The following is a 21,044-nucleotide window of genomic DNA, read 5'->3' as shown; positions in this document are numbered from 1 at the left end:
GAGGGTTCGGATGTCGCGGCCGCTGGCGCTGCTGTTGTTGCTGGTGCTCGTCGTCCTCGTTTTCGGCGCGAGTCTGGCGCTGGGTTCGCGCTGGCTCGGTGCCGACGCGGTGGTGAAGGCGCTGTTCGAGCCGTCCGGCTCCGACGCGGACGTGATCGTCCGCGACCTGCGCTTTCCGCGCACGGTCGTCGCGGTGCTGATCGGCTCCTGCCTGGGAGTCGCCGGCGCCCTGATGCAGGGACACACCCGCAACGCGCTCGCCGAGCCGGGCATCTTCGGAGTGAGCTCCGGGGCGGCGCTGGCCGTCGTACTGGGACTTCAGCTCGGTGTGGTCGAGTCGATCCGGTCCACGGTCTGGTTCGCGCTGGTCGGTGCGCTGATCGCAACCTTCGGCGTCCAGCGGCTCGCGACGCGGGGGAGTGGAGCGACTCCGGTGGGCCTGGCTCTGACCGGAGCAGCGGTGGCCGCCCTGCTCGGTGCCTTCACGTCGGCCATCGTCCTGCTCGACGCGGACACGCTGGACTCGTACAGGTTCTGGGCGGTCGGTTCGGTCGCCGGGCGCGGGCTGGACGTCGCACTGCAGGTGCTGCCGTTCGCGGTGGTCGGTCTGCTCCTGGCGGTGATCAACGCGCGTGACCTGGACCTGCTCGCGCTCGGTGACGACGTGGCGGCCGGGCTCGGCCTGTCGATCCGGCGAGCGCGCTTCGTCGGGCTGCTCGCGATCGGCCTGCTGACCGCCGCCGGTGTCGCCGCGTGCGGACCGATCGGCTTCCTCGGTCTCCTGGCCGGTCACGTGGCCCGCAGGGTCTTCGGCGGCCGCAACATCTGGCTCATCCCCGCGGCCGGTCTCACGGGTGCGGCTGCGCTGATCCTCGCCGACCTGGTGGGCCGACTGGTTGGCGGAGCCGGCGAGGTGCAGGCGGGCGTCGTACTGGGTCTGGTGGGAGCGCCGCTGTTCGTCCTGGTCGTCCGGCGCCGGGCGGTGGCCCTGTGAGCACCGCGACGACCACCACGCTCAAGCCGCGCACGGTAGTCCTGGCAGCAGCCTTCGCTGCCCTGGCTGTCGCAGCCGCGCTGATCTCCCTGAGCGTCGGTACGACGCGACTCCCGCTGGCCGACGTCGTCGAGGTCCTGCTCGGCGGTGGCCGGCGCGCGACGCGGCTGGTCGTCCTGGAACTGCGCATGCCTCGCGTTGCGACCGGTCTGCTCGTCGGAATCGCGTTCGCCGTGTCCGGCGCGCTGCTGCAGACCCTGTCCCGCAATGCGCTGGCCAGCCCGGACATCGTCGGGGTCAACTCGGGCGCCTCGGCCGCGGCCGTCGCAGTGATCGTCCTGGCCGGTACTGGTGGCGGCAACATCTCCGGTGCCGCGGCCAAGGTCGGTGTCCCGCTGGCTGCCGTGCTGGGCGGTCTGCTGGCCACGGCGATCGTGGGGATGTTGTCGATCCAGCGTGGTGTCGTCGACGCCGGCCGGGTGGTGCTGATCGGCGTCGGTGTCGCAGCGGCCGGCAACTCCCTGGTGGCCTGGCTGCTGGTGATCGGTGACGTCACGAACGCAGGGCGGGCCGCAGCTTGGCTGGCGGGCTCGCTCAATGCGAGGACCTGGAGCGACGCGGTTCCGGTCGGCCTCGCGGTACTCGTGCTGCTGCCGATCGCCCTGACCTTCAACCGCAGTCTGGAGGCACTCGTGCTCGGCGACGACGTGGCGTCGTCGCTCGGTGTGCGGGTCTCCCGGGTGCGGATCACGCTGCTGGTGGTCGCGACCGTCCTGGCCGCGATGGCGACCGCGGGCGCCGGTCCGATCGCGTTCGTGGCGCTGGTCGCGCCGCAGATCGCCCAGCGCCTGGCCCGGACGGATCGGCCGCCGCTGATGACCACGGCGATGCTCGGCGCGCTGTTCGTCACGCTGGCCGACCTGATCGCCCGCAACGGTCTGGAACTCTTGCAGGTCGGGCCGTACGAGCTGCCGGTCGGTGTGGTCACCGCCGCGTTCGGAGCGCCGTACCTGATCCAGCTCATCGGCCGTCAGCAGAAGGGGCGCTGAACCGTGTACGTCGAGAACATCACCTTGGGGTACGCCGCCGACGACCCGGTCGTGACCGGGCTCAGTCTGGAAGTCCCGGCGGGCCGGATGACCGCGGTGGTCGGGCCGAACGGCTCCGGCAAGTCCACGCTGCTGCGGGGGATGAGCAGGCTGCTCAAACCGAGCAGCGGCCGCGTCCTGCTCGACGGCAAGGACATCCACCAGTTGCCGGCTCGTCAGCTGGCCCGCCAGCTCGGCGTACTGCCGCAGGGGCCGGTGACTCCGGAGGGGATCACCGCGGCCGAGCTCGTGTCGCGTGGCCGGCATCCGCACCGCGGCATGTTCGCCCGGCTCACCCCGGAGGACCAGCAGGCGATCGATGACGCGCTGGACGCGGTGGAGCTCGCCGAGCTGCGGGACCGTCCGGTCGACCAGCTGTCCGGCGGCCAGCGGCAGCGGGTGTGGATCGCCATGGTCCTGGCCCAGGGCACGCCGCACCTGCTGCTCGACGAGCCGACCACCTACCTCGACCTGGCCCACGCGGTCGACGTGATGAACGTCGTGCACGCGGCGGCGCACACCTCCGGCCGGACCGTGATCACCGTGCTGCACGACCTGACCCTGGCCGCCCAGTACGCCGACCACCTGGTCGTGATGGGGGAGGGCAAGATCGCCGCGCAGGGCCGGCCGGCCGACATCCTCGACGAGAAGCTGCTGGCCGACGTGTTCGGTCTGCGGGCCACCGTGGTCGAGGTCGGCGGGGCGCCGGTCGTCGTCCCCGACCGTACGCTGGCGGTATGACCTACACCGCGAGCCGCCTCGCGGACCTGCTCGACGGAGAGCTGGAGTGGTTGTCGGTCCGGGCCGCGGACCGGGTGCCCGGACCGGAGTGGATCCACTGCGGCACGCTCCTGCAGGACCAGCTGGGCGGCGCCGACCCGACGTACGGGTGGCGCAAGGTACTGCAGGACCAGTACGCGCTGGAGTACGGGATCCAGCCGCCGGTGCAGGTGGCCGCGATGTTCGTGCTGATGTGGTACGTCTCGGTGCCGTCGATCGTGGCCGGTCTGTCCACCGCGCTGACCGGGTTCTCGCCGGACGTGTCACCGGACGCCCTGGCGTTCCGGCGCCATCCGACGGCGCACTACCCGGTGGAGGTCGCCCTGCTCTCCCCGAAGGTCGTCACGACCGTCGAGGCGGCACAGCAGGTCGAGAGCCACACCAGGGCGTTCACCGACAGCTACCGGCCCGGCGTGAAGCTCAGCTCGCGCCAGCGGATCGGTGCGATCACCGACGAGCTGCGGGCAGCGGTCCAGACGCCCGAAGAGGCTCTGTACGCCGTCGAAGCGGCGCAGGCGTTCAAGCTCGACCTCGACCAGAAGCTGCGCACCTCCTGCTGCTTCGTCTACGCACTGCCCAACACCAACCCCTGCAGCACCTGCCCGAGAGTTGCGACCAAGGCCTGACGCGGTGGGAGTAGCCTGCGGTCCGTGTCACCCGACAGACCGCTGACAGCCCGCCAGGCCGCCGCGGAGCAGACGCGGCAGAAGCTGCTCGCTGCCGCGGTGGCTGAGTTCTCGCAGCGCCCGTACGGCGAGGTGACGGTCGGCGGCATCGCCAAGGCCGCAGGCGTCGCGCACGGCCTGGTGTCGCACCACTTCCAGGGCAAGCAGGGCGCGTACTCCGCGGCGGTGGACGCGGTCTACCAGCAGATCCGCGCCGCCGAGGACGGTCCGGTGGCGGTGGCTGTCCGCGACCAGGTGCGACAGCGCTTCCGCGCGTTCCTGACCTTCGTCGCCGAGCACCCGGACACGGCGCTGAACCTGGTTCTGGCCGCCGGGCGGGACGCCGCCTTCGTCACCCAGCGGGAGCACGGACTGCACATGCTGGCCGGGCTTCTCGGACTCGACCGGGACCACCCCGCTGTTGCCGCCGCGCTCGGATCGTTCGCGGATGCCACCGAGGGGTTGACCGCCGGGTGGCTGCGGCAGGGCCGGCCGTTCACCGTCGACGCGATGGTCGAGGCGTTCTGTGCGCTGCTGTCCGGAGCGGTTCGCGGTGCGCGGGAGCTGGACCCGTCGCTCGACGTGGCCGAAGCGCTCGAGCAGCTCTGATCTTGCGGTTGGGCCCGGCCAGGATTCGGCGTACGCTTCTCGTTGACTGTCAATCAATGACTACTGGTCAACAGGAGACTCGATGAAGCTCGGCGTGATGCTGCCGCAGAACTGGAAGTTCGACCCGCGCACCGACCTGACCCGCGCCGCCCGGGAGGCCGAGCAGACCGGCTACGACAGCGTCTGGGTGTCCGAACGGCTGCTCTACCCGCAGGACCAGACCGGGATCCACCGCTTGACCGAGTACGGCGACGGCGCCTGGCCGGACGTCTATCGCAAGGTGCTCGACCCGATCGTCGCCCTGTCGATGGCCGCGGCGGTGACCACCCGGGTCACGCTCGGCAGCGCGGTCATCCTGCCGCCGCTGCACGTGCCGTACCGGCTGGCGAACTCGCTGGCGGCGATCGGCGCGGCCAGTGGCGGGCGCGTGGTGGCCGGTCTGGGGACGGGGTGGTCGGTCGACGAGTTCGCCGCCGCGGCGCCGCGGCCGATGGCCGAGCGGGGAGCCGCGCTGGACGAGTTCCTCGACGTCGCCGACGCGGTCTGGGGACCGGATCCGGCCTCGTTCGAGAACGAGCGCTACACCCTCTGGCCCGCCGAGACCGGGCCGAAGCCGGCCGCCAGGATCCCGGTCTACCTCGGTGGCTGGGGTCCGAAGGCGCTCGACCGGGTCGCCCGGCGCGCGGACGGCTGGTTGCCGGTGATGGTGCCGCCGGCCCAGGTCGGCGCGACGCTGACCGACCTGCGTAAGAAGGCCGAGCAGTACGGCCGGGACCCGGAATCGGTGCGGTGCACCGCGATCGTCGCGCTCGGCGGCGAGTTCGTCCGGGTGGACAGCGCCGAGCGCGCGCCGTACCAGGGCAGCATCGAGCAGATCATGGACGACGTCGCCGAGCTCGCCGCGGTGGGAGTCGACGAGGCGGTCTTCACGCTGCACACGATCGCGGCCGGCATCGAGCAGTACGGCGAGCTGCTCGGGCAGTTCCACGCCGCGTTCCGGGCCGCGGCGAGCTGACCAGAACTGGCCGCCGGGCGAAAACTGTCGGTGCCGCCAGGCACGCTGGACGGCATGAATTTCTTCCCGCAGACCCGCTCGGCGTCAGCCAGACGTAACGCGATATCGGTTGTCCGGTGCGGTGGCCGGAGCTAGGTTCGCAGACGTGACGGAGCCAGGTTCGACCCCGGCGACGACTCCGATCGGCTCCCGGGCCGAGGCGGAGGGTTACGTCGCGATGGTGTGTTTCAAGCACGGCCCTCCTCGGCTGCACGGTGTCGAGCTGGAGTGGACGGTGCACCATGCGGACGATCCGCACCGGCCGCTCGACGCCGGACAACTGAGCAAGGCCCTGGGCGCGCACGCGCCCGCCACCCTGGTCCCGGACAGCCCGCAGCTGCCGCTCGGCCGGGGTGCACTGGTCACGGTGGAGCCGGGTGGCCAGGTGGAGATCTCCGGCCCCGCCTCGGCCTCCGTGCCCGGGCTGATCGAGGACACCGCCGCCGACGCGGCGGAGCTCACCGCCCTGCTGACCGCCGCGGGCCTCGCGCCTGGCGACCACGGCCTGGACGCCTTCCGGCCACCGCGCCGCATCCTGACTGTTCCCCGCTACGCAGCGATGGAGCACGCCTTCCAGCAGCTCGGTCCCCACGGCCCGCGGATGATGTGCAGTACGGCCGGACTCCAGGTTTGTCTCGACGCCGGCGAAGCTGATCAGACCGCTCTGCGATGGCGTGCGCTGCACGACATCGGCCCGGCTCTGGTCGGCCTGTTCGCCAACTCCCGTCACCGCACTGGCGCGGACACCGGCTGGGCATCGGCCCGGACCGAAGCGACCTTCGGCACCTGCGCGCCGTTCACCGAGCCCCCGCCGTACGACGGGGACCCGGCCGCGGCCTGGGCCCGGACGGCGATGGAGGCGCCGGTGCTCTGCCTTCGCCGCGGCGACTCGTGGCGGGCACCATCCGGTCTGACCTTCGGTGCCTGGGCCGAGGGCGCCCTGCCCGGCGACAGACCGACGTACGACGACCTCGACTACCACCTGTCCACCCTGTTCCCACCGGTCCGGCCCCGGGGATACCTGGAGGTCCGCTACCTGGACGCCCAGCAGGGGGACGGCTGGATCGCGCCGACGCTGCTGCTGATCGCGCTGATGTCGGATCCGGCCGTCACCGACCAGGCGCTGGCGGCAGCCGCTCCGGCGGCCGGCCGCTGGTTCCCGGCCGCGCGGGACGGGCTGGACGACAAGCTCGTGCTCGAAGCCGCGCGCGAGCTGGTCGCGCTGGGGACCAGCGTGCTGGACCGGACCGGCGTACCCGCAGAACTCACAGAGCAGGTCGCAACCCGGCTGCACTGCATCGTCGACGACACCCACAGAAGGCGAGCATCATGACCCACCAACTGTCCGACCTGACCGCGGAGGGACTCCGGTCCTTCGTCGCCGGACAGCTCGAGCGTTCCCGGGCCCGGACCGTCCAGCTGACCGACGCGGTCGACACCGACGACCTGGTCCGCCAGCACTCCCGGCTGATGTCCCCGCTGGTCTGGGACTACGCCCACATCGGCAACCAGGAAGAGCTCTGGCTGGTCCGTGACGTCGGCGGCCGCGAGCCGGTCCGGCAGGACATCGACGAGCTGTACGACGCGTTCATGCACGCCCGGGCCGATCGGCCGTCCCTGCCGCTGCTCGGGCCGGCCGAGACCCGGTCGTACGTGGTCGAGGTGCGGGACAAGGTGCTCGACGTGCTCGACCACGTGAAGTTCGACGGTGGCCGCGAGCTGGTCGACAACGGGTTCGCCTTCGGCATGATCGTGCAGCACGAGCAGCAGCACGACGAGACGATGCTCGCGACGCATCAGCTGCGGACCGGGGTCCCGGTGCTGGACGCGCCCGCTCCGCCGGCCGGGCGGCGGCTGGCCGCGGCCGAGGTGTTCGTGCCGGGCGGGGTCTTCGAGATGGGGACGTCGGTCGAGCCGTGGGCGCTGGACAACGAGCGGCCCGCGCACGCGGTGCGCGTGGCGCCGTACGTGATCGACGCGGCGCCGGTGAGCAACGGGGACTACCTGAAGTTCGTGCTGGGTGGGGGCTACGAGGACGAGCGGTGGTGGTCGGAGGCGGGCTGGGCGCACGTGAAGAAGGCCTCGCTGGTCGCGCCGCGCTTCTGGGAAGTTGCCGACGGCAACTGGATGCGGACCCGCTTCGGCCATCGCGAGCCGCTGCCGCTGGACGAGCCGGTGATGCACGTCTGCTTCTACGAGGCCGAGGCGTACGCGAAGTGGGCGGGCAAGCGGCTGCCGACCGAGGAGGAGTGGGAGTTCGCCGCCCGCTTCGACCCGGCGACCGGGCGGACCCGGCGGTTCCCGTGGGGCGACGAGAGCCCCGGCCCGCAGCACGCGAACCTCGGCCAGCGTCACCTCGGCCCGGCGCCGGTCGGCGCGTATCCCGCGGGTGCGTCGCCGCTCGGCGTCGAGCAGCTGATCGGCGACGTCTGGGAGTGGACGTCGAGCGACTTCACGCCGTACCCGGGCTTCCGGGCCTTCCCGTACGACGAGTACTCGCTGGTGTTCTTCGGCCCCGACTACAAGATCCTGCGCGGCGGCTCCTTCGGCACCGACGAGGTCGTCGCCCGCAGCACGTTCCGCAACTGGGACTACCCGATCCGCCGCCAAATCTTCGCCGGCTTCCGCTGCGCCCGCGACCCACGCCCCGAGGAGCGCATCTAGTGTGCCGCCACCTGGCATACCTGGGCCCGCCGGTCTCCCTGGCGTCGCTCATCCTCGATCCGCCGCACTCGCTCTACCGACAGAGCTGGGCGCCCGCTGACATGCGAGGCGGCGGCGCGGTGAACGCCGACGGCTTCGGCATCGGCTGGTACGCCGAGGAGCCGCCTTCCGCCGATGCCTCAGCGTCGAACGGCGCGCCGGGAGCGCCGCTACCGCTAGGCGGCGAAGCGCGGGGTGCTGCCTCCGCATCTGTCGGGCTGGGCGCGGCAGGCTCCCGGCCAGCGATGGGCGACGAAGCGCGGGGTGACGCCTCGGCCTCCGCCGAGCCGGGAGCGGCCGCGGCTCGTTCGTCGGCGGGCAGAGCCCACTCCGGTTCGGGGGCGAGCGCCCCTCTCTCCACCACCGCACCGTCCGGCCCCGAAGGGGGCGGACGGCGCGGGGAGCCCGTGCGGTATCGGCGCAGCGTGCCGATCTGGGCTGACGAGAACTTGCCTGGCCTCGCCCGCTCCATCCGGTCCGGCGCGGTGATCGCCGCCGTGCGCAACGGGACCGTCGGGATGCCCTTGATGGAGTCCGCGGCGGCGCCGTTCCAGCACGGGCGGTGGTTCTTCAGCCACAACGGGAGGATCAGCGGCTGGCCCGCGTCGGTGGCGAAGCTGGCCGAGACGTTGCCCGTCACCGACCTGATGACGATGGACGCGCCGGTCGACTCCGCGTTGCTCTGGGCATTGATTGTCCAAAAACTCGACGACGGCAAACCCGCGGCAGAAGCAGTGGCGGACGTCGTACGGGAAGTGGGCGCCGCCGCACCAGAATCCCGGTTGAACGTGTTGCTGACCGACGGCGAGCAACTGGTGGCGACCACCTGGACGCACTCGCTGTGGATGCGCCAGACCGACGACTCCCTGACGGTCAGCTCCGAGCCCTGGACCCCCGACGACCCCGACTGGCACGAAATGCCCGACCACACCCTGCTCACCGCGACCCGGTACTCCTGCGCCACCACCCCTTTGATGGAAGGACGACAGTGACCCTGATCGACGTTCATCTGACCCCGGACTACACCTCCCGCGCCCTGAAGGAGGACGTCCGGGCCGGACTGACCGCGGACCCGAAGTGGCTGGCGCCGAAGTGGTTCTACGACGCCCGCGGCAGCGAACTCTTCGAACAGATCACCCGCCTGCCCGAGTACTACCCGACCCGTGCCGAGCGCGAGATCCTGCACGCGCGCGCCGCCGAGATCGCCCAGCTGACCGGCGCGCACACGCTGGTCGAGCTCGGCTCCGGTTCCTCGGAGAAGACCCGCCTGCTGCTCGACGGCCTGCGCGACCACGGCACGCTCAGCACGTTCGTACCGCTCGACGTCTCCGAGACCGCGCTGCGTGAGGCAGCCGCGGCAATCAACGCCGACTACCCGCAGCTGACCGTGCACGGCGTGGTCGGCGACTTCACCGCCCACCTCGACAAGCTGCCCGGCGAGGCACCCCGCGTCGTCGCGTTCCTCGGTGGCACGATCGGCAACCTGCTGCCGATCGAGCGAGAGACCTTCTACACCTCGGTCCGCGACGTCCTAGAACCAGGCGAGTGGCTGCTGCTCGGCACCGACCTGGTGAAGAACCCGGCCACCCTCGTCGCGGCGTACGACGACAGCGCGGGCGTCACGGCGGAGTTCAACCGCAACGTGCTGCGCGTGCTCAACCGCCAGCTCGGCGCGGACTTCGACGTCGAGGCGTTCAGCCACGTGGCGGTCTGGGACGCCGAGAACGAGTGGATCGAGATGCACCTGCGCGCCGACCGCGCGATGCGCGTGCTGATCCCGGAGATCCGCCTCGAGGTCGACTTCGCCGAAGGCGAGGAGCTGAGCACCGAGATCTCCGCCAAGTTCCACCGCTACGGCGTCGAAGCCGAACTCGGCAAAGCCGGCTTCACCCCCGGCGCCTGGTGGACCGACTCCGAAGACCGCTTCGCCCTGTCCCTCTGGCAAGCCGTCTGAGCAACGTCCGAAGATCACGAAGGACCCGATGCCAGCGCATCGGGTCCTTCGGTTCGGTGGATCAGCCGCCCGACTTGATCAGGCCGTTGATCTTCTCGACGTAGGTCTGCAGTTCGGTGACCGGCTTCTTGCCCTGCAGGACGGGCAGGTAGTGCGCCGTGGTGAGGTCGGCGACCTGCGCCGCCCACTGGGTGGTGAACCGCACCCCGACCGTCTTCTCCGTCGCGAGGTCGGTCTTCACCGTGTCGACGACCGTGGTCTGGCCGGCCTTGGTGAGCGCGGCGAAGTAGCTCTCCTGCGCCGGCGTGTACGCCGGGGGCGCGACCGGCGAGGCCGGCAGGACGGCGTCCCAGACCTTGGTGTTCAGGTACTCCAGCACCTTGTACGTCGCGTCCTCGTTCGCCGTGTACTGCGGCGTGCAGATGCCGACCGAGTCGTACAGCGTGGTCGGGGTGTCCACCTGCGGGAACGGGGCGAAGCCGTACTTCACCTTCGGCTTGTCGGTCTGGAACCCGGCCGCCAGCCACTGCCCGCCGAACATCATCGGCACCTTGCCCGCCGAGAACAGCGCCTGCACGTTCGACGCGTCGTAGCCGGCCGGGGCGACCGCGCCGGACTTGATCGCGTCGACCAGCTTGCTCACGCCCTCGACGTACTTCGGGTCGGCCTCGGCCTTGGTCGGGTGGTTCACGTTGTCGGTGAACGGCGCACCGCCGGCCGAGACCGAGTACAGGCTCATCGTGAACGGCGCGTCGCCCGAGGTCAGCTGGTCGGCGACCAGCCCGTACTTCGCGCCGCCCTTGTTCGCCAGCTTGCCGGCGGCGGCGTACATCTCGTCCCAGGTCCAGCCGGCCTTCGGCTCGGGCAGTCCGGCGGCCTTGAACGCGTCGGCGTTGTACCAGACGCCGTACGTGTTCATCAGCGACGGCAGGCCGCCCATCTGGCCGTCGGCGGTCTTCCAGTTCTCCATCGCCGAACCGACGAACTTGTCGGCCTTGAACTCGCTGTCGCCCTCACTGATGCGCTTGGACCAGTCGACCAGCAGGCCCTGGGAGGTGTACTGCTGCTCCGTGTCGTTGCCGCACCAGAACAGGTCCGGCAGTTTCTTCGCCTGAGTCAGCGACGCGAGCTTGTCGCCGTACCCTCCGCTCGGGGTGTCGATGCGTTGCACCTTCACCTGAGGGTCCTGGAACCCGGCCAGCGCCTTGTCGATCGCGGCGTTGGTCTCGGCCGACTCCCACGTCATCACGGTGACGGTGACCGGTCCGTCGGCGCTGCCGCCGGAGTCGGAGCCGCTGCACGCGGTCGCCGTGAGCAGGCCGGCGCAGGCCAAGGTGGTGCCGATGATTCTCGTCTTCACGGTGTCCTCACTTCTGGGTGGTGCTGCCGAGCGAGCCGAGGCCCTGGATGAAGTAGCGCTGCGCCGCGAAGAACAGGATCAGCGGCGGCAGCATGTAAAGCAGGTTGGTGGCCATGTAGTAGCTCCAGTCCGGTGTCTGCCCGGCGAACGGCGAGATGAACGACGCCATCCCGACCGACAACGGCCACTTGTCGGCGGAGTACAGGTAGACCAGGGGATTGAGGAAGTCGTTCCACGACGCCTGGAAGGCCAGGATCGCCATCGTGATCCAGGCCGGCCTGGTCAGCGGGAGCATCACCTGGGTGAAGATCCGGAAGTGACCGGCGCCGTCGATCTTGGCCGCCTCGTCGATCGAGTACGGGATGGCCAGGAAGTACTGCCGGGCCAGGAAGATGAACAGCGGGTTCCCGCCGAAGAAGGCCGGCACGATCAGCGGCAGCCAGGTGTCGTACCAGCCGATGCTCTTGTACAGCTGGAACAACGGGATCAGCCCGACCACGCCGGGCAGCAGCATGCTGCCGACGAACAGGTAGAACCAGACCTTGCGGCCGGGGAAGCGCAGCCGGGCCAGCGCGTAGCCGGCCATCATCGCGGTCAGCACGCCACCGAGCACACTGAGCGCGGTGATCACCGAGGAGTTCAGCAGCAGCCGGCCGAAGTTGATCGCCTGCGGTCCCTCGATGAAGTTGCTCCAGTTGAACTCCCGCGGCAGCAACCTGGGCGGAACCTCGAAGACGGCCGTCCGGCTCTTCAGGCCGATGGTGATCATCCACAGCAGCGGGACCACCATCACCGAGCTGACGAACAACGCGGTGACGTACCAGGACGCGGTGCCCAGTGGGCGCCGACGCTTCGCCGGCCGGGACGCGGCAGTGCTGGGGGCCAGCGCCGGGGCGACGGTCTGCGCGGGGTCAGTCGGGAGTGTTGTCACTGTAGGTCCAAAGCGAGGAGAACTTCGCGGTCAGGGCGATGACGGCGATGATGATCACGAACAGCACCCAGACCTGGGCCGAGGCGTACCCGAGCTGCGGGACCCGGCCGAGGTTGGAGAAGCCGTTGTTGTAGATCGACAGCATCAGCACGTTGGTGCTGAAGCCCGGACCGCCGTTGGTCAGGATCTTCGGCTGGTTGAACGTCTGCAGCGCGGCGGTGGTCTGCAGGATCACCTGCAGCAGCATGATCGGGCTGATCATCGGCAGCGTGATCCGCGAGAAGGTCGACCAGGGGCCGGCGCCGTCCACCCGGGCCGCCTCGTACAGCTCGGTCGGCACCGCCTGCAGCGCGGCCAGGAAGATGATCATCGTGCCGCCGACGCCCCACAGCATCACGATCACGATCGACGGCATCGACATGGTCGGGCTGGCCAGCCACGAACTGGTCGGCAGGTGCAGCTTCTCCAGGATCGTGTTCAGCAGGCCGACCTGCGGGTTCAGGATGAACTTCCACAACGTGATCGTCGCGACGGCAGGCAGTACCACCGGCAGGTACGCCAGCGTGCGCACGACCCGGACGCCGGCGAACCGCTGGTTGCAGAACATCGCCAGCGCGAGTCCGAGGGCCAGCGACAGCGGGACGTACAGCACCACCAGGTAGCCGGTGGCCCGCAGCGACGGCCAGAACGCGGGATCGACGGTGAACAGCCGGCGGAAGTTGCCCAAGCCAACGAACACCGGATCGGTCAGCCCGTTGTCCCTGGTCAGCGCCAGCGCGAAGGACCGGATCAGCGGGTAGGCCACGAACACCGTGAAGCCGATGATCGCCGGCGCGATGAACAGGTACGCCGCGCGGACGTCGGACCCCGCGTTGCGGCTCAGCCCGCCGCCGGTCACCCGGGCCATCGCCGGATCCTGTCCCCGGACGAGCGGTGCGAGGGACGAATCATCCTGCCTCCTGGATGGTAACGTTTCCAAGGCTTACTGTCGGGTGACGATGCCGTGTCGTGAGAGGGAAGTCAACCCCGTGTCCGAAACGTTTCCACGCAGAGCCGACCCCAAGCCGCCGACGATGATCGACGTCGCCCGGCGGGCCGGCGTCGGCCTGGGCACCGTGTCCCGGGTGGTGAACGGCGGGGCCGGAGTGCGCGAGGAGACCGCCGACCGGGTCCGGGCCGCGATCGACGAACTCGGCTTCCAGCGCAACGAGGTCGCCCGCGCGCTGCGGCCGGGCAAGAAGTCGTCCAGTCTCGCGCTGGTGCTGGGCGACCTGACCAACCCGTTTTTCGCCACGATCGCGAAAGCCTCGCTGGAGGTGGCCGGGCAGTCCGGGTTCGCGGTCGTGCTGGGCAGCGTGGACGAGGACCCGGAGGGGGAGAAGCGGGCGATCCAGGAGCTGATCGGGCGCCAGGTCGCCGGGCTGATGATCGTGCCGGACCAGAGCGACCACTCGTTCCTGACCGCGGCCGGCGTCCCGGTGGTGTTCGTCGACCGGCCCGCGCACGGCATCGAGGCCGACATCGTGATGGTCGACAACGAAGGCGGCGGCAAGGTGGCCACCGATCACTTGCTCGGCCAAGGGCACCGGCGGATCGCGATCCTGCTCGCGCCGTCGTACTACACGACCGGGCGGCGGCTGCGCGGGTATCGCCGCGCCCACCGCGAGGCCGGCGTACCGGTGGACGAGTCGTTGGTCGTCCAGCTTCCCGAAGGCACCGCCGAAGCCGCCGAGAAGGCGACCCGTGAGCTGATGGACCGGACCGATCCGCCCACCGCCCTGTTCGCCTCCACCAACTTCGTCACCGAAGGCGTCCTGCGCGGGCTCGGCGACAACACTCAGCCCGCGGTCGTCGGCTTCGACGACTTCCGGATGGCCGACATGCTGCCCACCCCCGTCACGGTCGTCGCCTCCGACATCGGCGAACTCGGCCGCACCGCCGCCCGCCTCCTACTCGCTCGCGCCGCCGGCACCGACACCCGGCCTCCCCAGCGCATCGTCCTGCCCTCCGTACTCATCCAACGCGGCTCGGGCGAGCGGCCGGTGCGCTAGCGAGGCCGGACGTGCAGCACTGACCAACCTCGCCATCCACGGCGTGTCGCCTCCGACACGCCGCGCGCGGCGGACTTGGTCAGTGCTGCACGTCCGCCCTGACCGGGCGCCCGGTCGGAGGGGCGGGTGCGACCGGGCGCCTGGGTCAGAAGTTCGGCCAGGCCCAGCCGAGGTAGTTGGAGAAGTACGGCAGCTTGGCCAGGCCGATTTTGCCGCCGACGCTGGTGGCCCAGAAGTAGCCGTCGCCGCGGGCGACGCCGACGTGGCCGTAGGGGGCGGCGAGGTCCCAGAAGACCAGGGCGCCCTTGGGCGGGTTCAGGTCGCCGCGGTGGGCGACGCCGCGGGCGACGGCGTCGTTCCAGTCGGCCTTGGCGGAGGCCCAGATACCGGTTTTGCCGTAGGAGTTCTCGGCTGCCATCTCGCAGTAACCCTGGTACGCCGTGGAGCCGTTGCGGGCGGCGTACCAGGCGATCGCCTTGTCGGCGCGTGGATTGGTCGTGCACAGCGGCGCGACCAGTCCCGTTCTGCCGGTGTTCACGTAGGAGTCCGAGATGAATCCCTTGCCGGGGATGTGGTCCCAGATCAGGCTGCGGCCGTACTTGCCGGTGACCGGTTCGCCGTACAGCTGACAGTCGATCTGGACCGTGCCGTTGGGCTGGGTGCCGACGGCGCCGAAGCTGGTGGCGTTACCGGACCGGATGGTGACGCCGGCCCCGCTGTCGGTGACGACGGTGCCGGTCGCGGCGTGGGCGGGCAGGGTGCCGGCACCGAGCAGGGCGGCACAGCCGAGCAGGGTGGTTGCGGTGAGCCGGGCGGTGATGCGTAGGAGGGCGGTACGCATGGTTGCTCCTTTTCGTTGCGGAGTGGCGCACTGGTACTGACTCACAGAGAATCAGAGCGTTACGGTGTTGTCGCAGGGGGCAACGATCGGAGAGTGCACGGTGAGGCCAGCCCAGGTTCGCTCGCTGATCGGCAGCCGGATGCGCGAGCTGCGCGAGGCGGCCGGGGTACCGCTGACGCGCGCGGCCAACCTGTCCGGCTGGGACAAGGGCCATCTGTCCCGGGTCGAGCGCGGCCACACCAAACCCAGCCGGGAGCTGATCGAGTGGTACGACGAATCCTTCGGCGCCGGCAGCGCACTGGTCAATCAGTTGGTCGAGTTGGACGCCGCCGTCCGCGCCGGCAAGGACGTCTCGCAGCGTGACCTGCGGCGCCAGGTCCAGCCGATGCTGCTCGGCGGATCGGTCCCGGTCGACCACCATCCCGACGACCGCGCCGAGCTGGTCGGCGAGAGCGTGCCGGACGGGACCCGCGTCGCCAGGGATCAGCAGTTCGAGAAGACCTGGGAACTGCGCAACAGCGGTGAACGCCCCTGGCGCGACCGCTGGTTGACCCGGCAGGGTGCCGCCGCGACGCCGGGCTGGATGCGTTCGCCGAGATCCGCGCGCATCCCGGACGCCGTACCGGGGCAGGTGGTGACGGTCCGGATGACCCTGCAGGCGCCGTCGCAGGTCGGCGCCTCCACGGCGTACTTCAAGGTCACCGACGACGCCGGCCGGCTGTACTACCCGGGCCTCGAGTCGCCGCCGATCTACTGCACGATCTTCACCGTCTACGAGTTGTAGGCGCGGGTTTGCCCTTGAGTGGGCGTTCACACCTGGTGTGGAGGCGGCAGGAGACTTAGGTTGCCCTCAATCCTGTCCGCCTGGAAACACGGGAGCCTGAGCGTGAGCAAACCCCGGAAGATCGCGGTGGCTGCACTGACAGCCGCGGCGCTGGTCGTACCGCTGCTGACCGCCACCACCGCGACAGCGGCGGCGCCGAAGCCGACCGACCCGAAGACGCCGTCCATCCCGCAGAAGTACCTCGACCAGCCGATCCAGTGGTCGGTCTGCTCGTTCGATGCCCAGATCAAGCGGCTGTACCCGCAGGCGCCGACCACCGACTGCGCCAAGGTCAAGGTGCCGATGGACTGGGCCAACCCCGACGCGCACCCCGACATCGAGGTGGCGATCTCCTACAGCAAGGCGACCGGTACGTCGAAGGGCCTGATGGCCTCGAACCCCGGCGGCCCGGGTGGCGCCGGCCTGACCCTGAGCGCGGCGCTGGCGACCGAGAAGCCGCAGCTGTTCAGTGACTTCGACCTGGTCGGCTTCGACCCGCGCGGCTTCGGCCAGTCCACGCCGCTGCAGTGCATCACCACCGCCGAGGCGCTGAACGCCCTGCCGGTGACGCCGGACTACAAGGAGCGCACCAAGCTCACCCACAAGGTGGAGGTGGCCGAGGCGAAGCTGCAGGCCGACGCCTGTGCGGCGACCGAGTTCGGCCAGTTCGTCAGCAGCCAGCAGACCGTGTACGACATGGAGTTCATCCGGGCGCTGCTCAAGGCGCGGCAGCTGAACTTCATCGGCTACAGCTACGGCACCTGGCTCGGCGGCTGGTACGCCGACACCTACCCGTCGAAGGTCGGCCGGTTCGTGCTCGACTCGAACATGGACTGGACCCACACCCAGTGGCAGAACGTGAACTTCGACCCGTTCTCCGGCCAGCGCCGCCGCGACACCCAGCTGTTCCCGTGGATCGCCCGGCACGCCGACCAGATCACCGGAGTCGGCAAGACGCCGGCACAGGTGCTCGCGAAGTACAACGGGATCCGCGCCTCGCTGGTCACGCTGGTCAAGGCCGGCGAGAGCTCGGTCCGGGGTGACAACCTGGACGGCAACATCTACAGCGCGATCTACGGCAACGTCCGGTTCATCCGCGCGACGATGGACATCCTGGTGCACGACGAGTACGTGAAGGACCCGTCGGACTCCGGCGAGATCGAGGTCCAGCACGTCGACCGCGCGTGGGCCCGGCTGTCGCCGGAGCTGCAGGCCTTCGACACCCTCGCCGCGATCAGGACCCGGTACGGCGTGACCGCCGCGGCCGCGTCGACAACGGCGGCGGCGCAGGTCGACACCGCCAAGTCGGTGCTCGCCGACGCCCGGGAGACCGCGGCCAAGGCGACGTCGGGTGACCAGCCGGTGAACCTCGGCGCGATCGGCACCACCGTGCGCTGCAACGACACCGCCTGGAACACCGACCCGAACTTCTACCTGCGCGAAGCCGACCGGATGGCCAAGAAGTACTCCTTCTTCGGCTACATGAACGGCGTCCCGATGTGCGCGTTCTGGAAGTACGCCCCGCAGGACCGCAACCTGGACCTGAAGGGGTCGCCGCGGATGCTGATGGTCCAGGGCGAGCTCGACCCGGCCACGGCGTACGAGGGTGCGCTGCGCACGCACAACGACACCTTGCAGTTCACCCGGTTCGTGGCGATCGACGACGAGGGCCAGCACGGCCAGTACGTCGGTTCCGCGTCGTCGTGCGCCGAGGCGATCGGTGACAAGTTCGTGTTCGGCGGGGAGCTGCCGGGCAAGGACCAGGTCTGCGGTACCAGCCCGCTGCCGGCCGAGCTGTCGGTCTACCCGGTCGACGGTCCGGTCGACGGCAACGCGGTGCGGCTGCCGAAGTCGAGGGCGAACACCGGCAAGACGAGCCCGATGCTGCAGCAGGTGCTCGACACGGTGGCGGCCGGCGCGCTGCGCTAGTCGTCGTCAGCGGTGAACCGAGGCCCCGGTGGATTCCACCGGGGCCTCGGTCGCGTTCAGTGCGAGGCGTCGTAGTCGGCGTCCATCTGGGCCTTGTACTTGACCCAGCGCTCGCTCAGCCCCTCGACCTCCGCCTGGATGAACGCCAGGAAGCCGAGCGTCGAGCTCACCCGGCGGTGCGCGTCGCTGCCCGGCTCGAGCTCGTTGATCAGTTGCCCGAGCACGTCCTCCCAGCGCGGCAGGAACCGGTCCTGGCGCATCATCGACTCGTACCAGAAGTTGTCCTGGACGACGTACACGTCGCGCCGGCTGCCGGGCTCGCGCTCGCGGGTGGCCAGCCGCATCTGCAGCAGGTAGCGGACGGCGCCTGACACCGCCGCTGGACTGGCCTGCAGTTGCTCGCACAACTCGGCGGAGGTCAGCCGTCCCTTCTCACTGGCCAGGATGGCGGCGAAGGCGCGGGCCGACATCCGCGGCCAGCCGGTCTCGGCCAGCAGGTTGCCGAAGCCCTCGGCGTACCGCTGGACCGCCTCGTCGTCTCGTTGTGCGCTCACCGGCCCATCATCTCCTCTCGGTGCGCCGGAAACCTGTGGTGTGAGAGACGCGTTAGAAAGATTCACAAAATTCTGAATGAAGTGTAGCTTCTGAAACATGACACCAGCCATCGTGGTCTCCGGACTGCACAAGTCGTACGGCGCGACGCACGCCCTCGACGGTCTCGACCTGGAGGTCGCGACCGGTGAGGTGCACGGCTTCCTCGGCCCGAACGGAGCCGGGAAGTCCACCACCATCCGGGTCCTGCTCGGCCTGCTCCGCGGTGACTCCGGCGACGTGTCGCTGCTCGGTGGCGATCCCTGGCACGACGCGGCGCAGCTGCACCGGCGGCTCGCCTACGTCCCGGGCGACGTCAACTTGTGGCCGAACCTGACCGGCGGCGAGGTGATCGACCTGCTCGGCCGGCTCCGCGGCGGACTCGACCCGAAGAAGCGCGACGAGTTGCTGCGCCGCTTCGACCTGGACCCGACCAAGAAGGGCCGGACCTACTCCAAGGGCAACCGGCAGAAGGTCGCCCTGGTCGCGGCGCTGGCCTCCGACGTCGAGCTGCTGATCCTGGACGAGCCGACCTCCGGGCTGGACCCGCTGATGGAGGAGGTGTTCCGCCAGTGCATCGAGGAGGAACGCCACCGGGACCGGACCGTGCTGCTGTCCAGCCACATCCTGTCCGAGGTCGAGGCGCTCTGCGACCGGATCAGCATCATCCGCAAGGGCAAGGTGGTCGAGACCGGGACCCTGGCCGACCTGCGGCACCTGACCCGGACCTCGGTCCAGGCCGAGCTGGCCTCGTCGCCGAACGGGCTCGCGAAGCTGCCCGGCGTCCACAGCCTGGAGGTCGAGGGCCACCGGGTGCGCTGTGAGGTCGACACCGCCCAGCTGGACGGCCTGATGAAGCAGCTCGCCGCCAGCGGCATCAAGAGCCTGGTCGCGCAGCCGCCGACGCTGGAGGAGCTGTTCCTGCGGCACTACGAGGACGACACGGCCGAGCCCGCTCTGGTGGACGCGCGATGAACGACTTCGTCGGTACGTCGACCCTGGTCCGGCTGGCGCTGCGCCGCGACCGGGTGCTGATTCCCTTGTGGGTCGTGGTGTTCGTGCTGATGGCGGCCGGTTCGGCGCAGGCGTCGATCGATCTCTACCCGGACGAGAAGTCGCGGATCGAGGCGGCGACGACCACGAACTCCTCACCCGCGCTGGTCTCCTTGTACGGCCGGATCTTCGACCCCAGGTCGCTCGGCGAGCTGTCGCTGTTCAAGCTGACCGCCTTCGGTGCGTTGCTGGTCGCGCTGCTCGCGGCGATGCTGGTCGTCCGCCACACCCGCGCCGAGGAGGAGTCCGGCCGGCTCGAGCTGCTCAGCGCCGGCGTCCTCGGCCGGTACGCCGCTCTGACGGCGGCTCTACTCGTCTCGGGTCTGACCGTCGTACTGATCGGGCTGCTGACCGCGCTGAGCTTGATCGGCGTCGGACTTCCCGTGGCTGGATCGTTCGCCTTCGGGCTGGTCTGGACCTCGGCCGGTCTCGCCTTCGCCGGCGTCGGCGGGCTGACCGCCCAGCTGACCGAAGGCGCGCGGGCCGCGAACGGCCTGACCGCCATCGTGCTCGGCGTCTCCTACGTGCTCCGCGCGATCGGCGACTCCTCGGACGGGACGGCGTGGGTGTCCTGGCTGTCGCCGATCGGCTGGGCCCAGCAGATCCGCGCGTACGCCGGTGACCGGGTCGTCGTGGCCCTCGCGCCGCTGGCGTTGCTCGTGGTGCTGGTCGCGGCGGCGTACGCGCTGCTGCGGCGCCGGGACATCGGTGCCGGTCTGGTCCGCCCGCGACCGGGTCCAGCGACCGCCGCCGCATCACTGAGGTCGCCGCTTGCCCTGGCCTGGCGGCTGCACCGGGGCTCCTTGTACGGCTGGGGTTTCGCGTTCCTGCTGCTCGGGCTGGTGGTCGGCAACATCGCCAGTAACGTGGACGGCTTCGCGGGATCGGAGAGCGCCAAGGAGCTGATCCAGAAGCTCGGCGGCGTCGACGGCATCACCGACGCGTTCCTGTCCACCGAGATGGGCATGCTCGGCCTGCTCGCCTCCGCCTTCGGAATCCAGGCCGCGCTACGGCTGCGCTCCGAGGAGACCGCCCTTCGTGCTGAGCCGCTGCTCGCCACTGGCGTCACGCGCAGCCGCTGGCTGTCCAGCCACGTGCTGATGGCTCTGCTCGGCACCACTCTCCTGGTCGTGGTCGGCGGCCTGGGGGCCGGCATCTCCAGTGGCGCGGAACTCGGCAACATGGGCCGCCAGGTCCCGCGTCTGCTGGCTGCCGCAGTCGTCCAGCTGCCCGCCATCTGGCTGGTCACCGCGCTTGTCGTGCTGCTCTTCGGTCTGGCGCCGAAGCTGGTCACTGCCGGCTGGTTCCTCTTCGGTGCCTTCCTGCTGATCGGCCAGTTCGGCGCGATCTTCGACCTGCCGCAGTCGGTCATGAATCTCAGCCCCTACGGCCACACGCCCCGCCTCCCCGGCGGCGACTTCTCGGCCACGCCGGTCCTCTGGCTGACCGCGATCGCCGCGGCTCTGACGGTCAGCGGGTACGCGACCTTCCGCCGGCGGGACATCGGCTGACCGACCTCCACCACCGATCAACCTCCCGCGCGGGGCCACTTCGCGGCACGCTGAGCGGGGGTCGAGCGAGTCGCCGCCCGTTGATCGGTGGTGGGCGTCGGCTGTCT

General features: G+C 70.2%; 20 protein-coding genes. 15 read left to right on the top strand and 5 right to left on the bottom strand.

Annotated elements, in window-relative coordinates:
• Positions 1-10 precede the first annotated feature (10 nt).
• From ACQPXM_RS30195 to egtD, 10 genes are all read left to right on the top strand, one after another.
• A complete protein-coding gene (locus tag ACQPXM_RS30195) occupies positions 11-994 on the top strand; it encodes a FecCD family ABC transporter permease (protein WP_432939788.1) in 984 nt (327 codons plus the stop codon).
• Positions 991-2,043 carry a FecCD family ABC transporter permease gene (locus ACQPXM_RS30190; protein ID WP_432939786.1) on the top strand — a complete coding sequence of 351 codons (1,053 nt, stop codon included), beginning with the start codon at positions 991-993 and terminating at the stop codon, positions 2,041-2,043. The genes ACQPXM_RS30195 and ACQPXM_RS30190 overlap by 4 nt, the downstream gene beginning before the upstream one ends.
• A 3-nt stretch (positions 2,044-2,046) precedes the next feature.
• Entirely contained in the window at positions 2,047-2,823 is a 777-nt protein-coding gene (locus tag ACQPXM_RS30185; RefSeq protein WP_432939784.1) for an ABC transporter ATP-binding protein, read from the top strand.
• Positions 2,820-3,488, top strand: coding sequence for a (2Fe-2S)-binding protein (locus ACQPXM_RS30180; RefSeq protein WP_432939782.1), 669 nt, complete (start codon positions 2,820-2,822; stop codon positions 3,486-3,488). The genes ACQPXM_RS30185 and ACQPXM_RS30180 overlap by 4 nt, the downstream gene beginning before the upstream one ends.
• A gap of 24 nt (positions 3,489-3,512) precedes the next feature.
• Positions 3,513-4,136: a TetR/AcrR family transcriptional regulator gene (locus tag ACQPXM_RS30175; protein WP_432939780.1), complete on the top strand. Its 624-nt coding sequence runs from the start codon at positions 3,513-3,515 to the stop codon at positions 4,134-4,136.
• An 82-nt stretch (positions 4,137-4,218) separates the two neighbouring features.
• The gene (locus ACQPXM_RS30170) at positions 4,219-5,151 is read left to right on the top strand and encodes a TIGR03619 family F420-dependent LLM class oxidoreductase (RefSeq protein WP_432939778.1); all 933 of its coding nucleotides are present in this window, start codon (positions 4,219-4,221) and stop codon (positions 5,149-5,151) included.
• A gap of 145 nt (positions 5,152-5,296) precedes the next feature.
• Positions 5,297-6,523, top strand: coding sequence for a glutamate-cysteine ligase family protein (locus tag ACQPXM_RS30165; RefSeq protein WP_432939776.1), 1,227 nt, complete (start codon positions 5,297-5,299; stop codon positions 6,521-6,523).
• On the top strand, positions 6,520-7,854 hold the full coding sequence (gene egtB, locus ACQPXM_RS30160; protein WP_432939775.1) for an ergothioneine biosynthesis protein EgtB: 1,335 nt from the start codon (positions 6,520-6,522) through the stop codon (positions 7,852-7,854). Before ACQPXM_RS30165 ends, egtB begins: the two co-directional genes overlap by 4 nt.
• A gap of 464 nt (positions 7,855-8,318) precedes the next feature.
• A complete protein-coding gene (locus tag ACQPXM_RS30155; RefSeq protein ID WP_432939772.1) occupies positions 8,319-8,885 on the top strand; it encodes a class II glutamine amidotransferase in 567 nt (188 codons plus the stop codon).
• Positions 8,882-9,847: an L-histidine N(alpha)-methyltransferase gene (egtD, locus tag ACQPXM_RS30150; RefSeq protein WP_432939771.1), complete on the top strand. Its 966-nt coding sequence runs from the start codon at positions 8,882-8,884 to the stop codon at positions 9,845-9,847. Before ACQPXM_RS30155 ends, egtD begins: the two co-directional genes overlap by 4 nt.
• 61 nt (positions 9,848-9,908) lie before the next feature.
• Here the strand turns inward: egtD and ACQPXM_RS30145 are convergent, their stop codons facing one another.
• Genes ACQPXM_RS30145 through ACQPXM_RS30135 form a run of 3 tightly spaced genes read right to left on the bottom strand, consistent with a single transcriptional unit; the run spans position 9,909 to position 13,045 of the window.
• Positions 9,909-11,207, bottom strand: a complete 1,299-nt coding sequence (locus tag ACQPXM_RS30145) for an ABC transporter substrate-binding protein (RefSeq protein ID WP_432939769.1) — start codon at positions 11,205-11,207, stop codon at positions 9,909-9,911.
• Positions 11,208-11,214: 7 nt separating this feature from the next.
• Positions 11,215-12,138 (bottom strand): carbohydrate ABC transporter permease, encoded by a 924-nt coding sequence (locus ACQPXM_RS30140; RefSeq protein ID WP_432939767.1) that lies wholly within the window; start codon positions 12,136-12,138, stop codon positions 11,215-11,217.
• A complete protein-coding gene (locus ACQPXM_RS30135) occupies positions 12,119-13,045 on the bottom strand; it encodes a carbohydrate ABC transporter permease (protein ID WP_432939765.1) in 927 nt (308 codons plus the stop codon). The genes ACQPXM_RS30140 and ACQPXM_RS30135 overlap by 20 nt, the downstream gene beginning before the upstream one ends.
• A gap of 121 nt (positions 13,046-13,166) precedes the next feature.
• Here ACQPXM_RS30135 and ACQPXM_RS30130 point away from each other — a divergent pair, with 121 nt between their 5' ends.
• Positions 13,167-14,189: a LacI family DNA-binding transcriptional regulator gene (locus ACQPXM_RS30130; protein WP_432939762.1), complete on the top strand. Its 1,023-nt coding sequence runs from the start codon at positions 13,167-13,169 to the stop codon at positions 14,187-14,189.
• Between the two features lie 145 nt (positions 14,190-14,334).
• Here ACQPXM_RS30130 and ACQPXM_RS30125 read toward each other — a convergent pair whose 3' ends face one another.
• Positions 14,335-15,030: a CHAP domain-containing protein gene (locus tag ACQPXM_RS30125; protein ID WP_432939760.1), complete on the bottom strand. Its 696-nt coding sequence runs from the start codon at positions 15,028-15,030 to the stop codon at positions 14,335-14,337.
• A gap of 100 nt (positions 15,031-15,130) precedes the next feature.
• Here ACQPXM_RS30125 and ACQPXM_RS30120 point away from each other — a divergent pair, with 100 nt between their 5' ends.
• Both ACQPXM_RS30120 and ACQPXM_RS30115 read left to right on the top strand, forming a co-directional pair.
• The gene (locus ACQPXM_RS30120; RefSeq protein WP_432939757.1) at positions 15,131-15,814 is read left to right on the top strand and encodes an NBR1-Ig-like domain-containing protein; all 684 of its coding nucleotides are present in this window, start codon (positions 15,131-15,133) and stop codon (positions 15,812-15,814) included.
• Positions 15,815-15,916: 102 nt separating this feature from the next.
• Positions 15,917-17,782, top strand: coding sequence for an alpha/beta fold hydrolase (locus ACQPXM_RS30115; protein WP_432939755.1), 1,866 nt, complete (start codon positions 15,917-15,919; stop codon positions 17,780-17,782).
• Between the two features lie 56 nt (positions 17,783-17,838).
• Here ACQPXM_RS30115 and ACQPXM_RS30110 read toward each other — a convergent pair whose 3' ends face one another.
• Positions 17,839-18,336 (bottom strand): GbsR/MarR family transcriptional regulator, encoded by a 498-nt coding sequence (locus tag ACQPXM_RS30110; protein WP_432939752.1) that lies wholly within the window; start codon positions 18,334-18,336, stop codon positions 17,839-17,841.
• 97 nt (positions 18,337-18,433) lie between these two features.
• Between ACQPXM_RS30110 and ACQPXM_RS30105 the strand changes: the two genes are divergently transcribed.
• Positions 18,434-19,348: an ABC transporter ATP-binding protein gene (locus tag ACQPXM_RS30105; protein WP_432939749.1), complete on the top strand. Its 915-nt coding sequence runs from the start codon at positions 18,434-18,436 to the stop codon at positions 19,346-19,348.
• Positions 19,345-20,937, top strand: a complete 1,593-nt coding sequence (locus tag ACQPXM_RS30100) for an ABC transporter permease (RefSeq protein ID WP_432939746.1) — start codon at positions 19,345-19,347, stop codon at positions 20,935-20,937. Before ACQPXM_RS30105 ends, ACQPXM_RS30100 begins: the two co-directional genes overlap by 4 nt.
• The last annotated feature ends 107 nt before the right edge of the window (positions 20,938-21,044 follow it).

It is taken from the genome of Kribbella sp. CA-253562 (assembly GCF_050942265.1).
Taxonomy (GTDB): Bacteria; Actinomycetota; Actinomycetes; order Propionibacteriales; family Kribbellaceae; genus Kribbella.
This window is presented reverse-complemented; position numbering and strand designations above follow the sequence as displayed.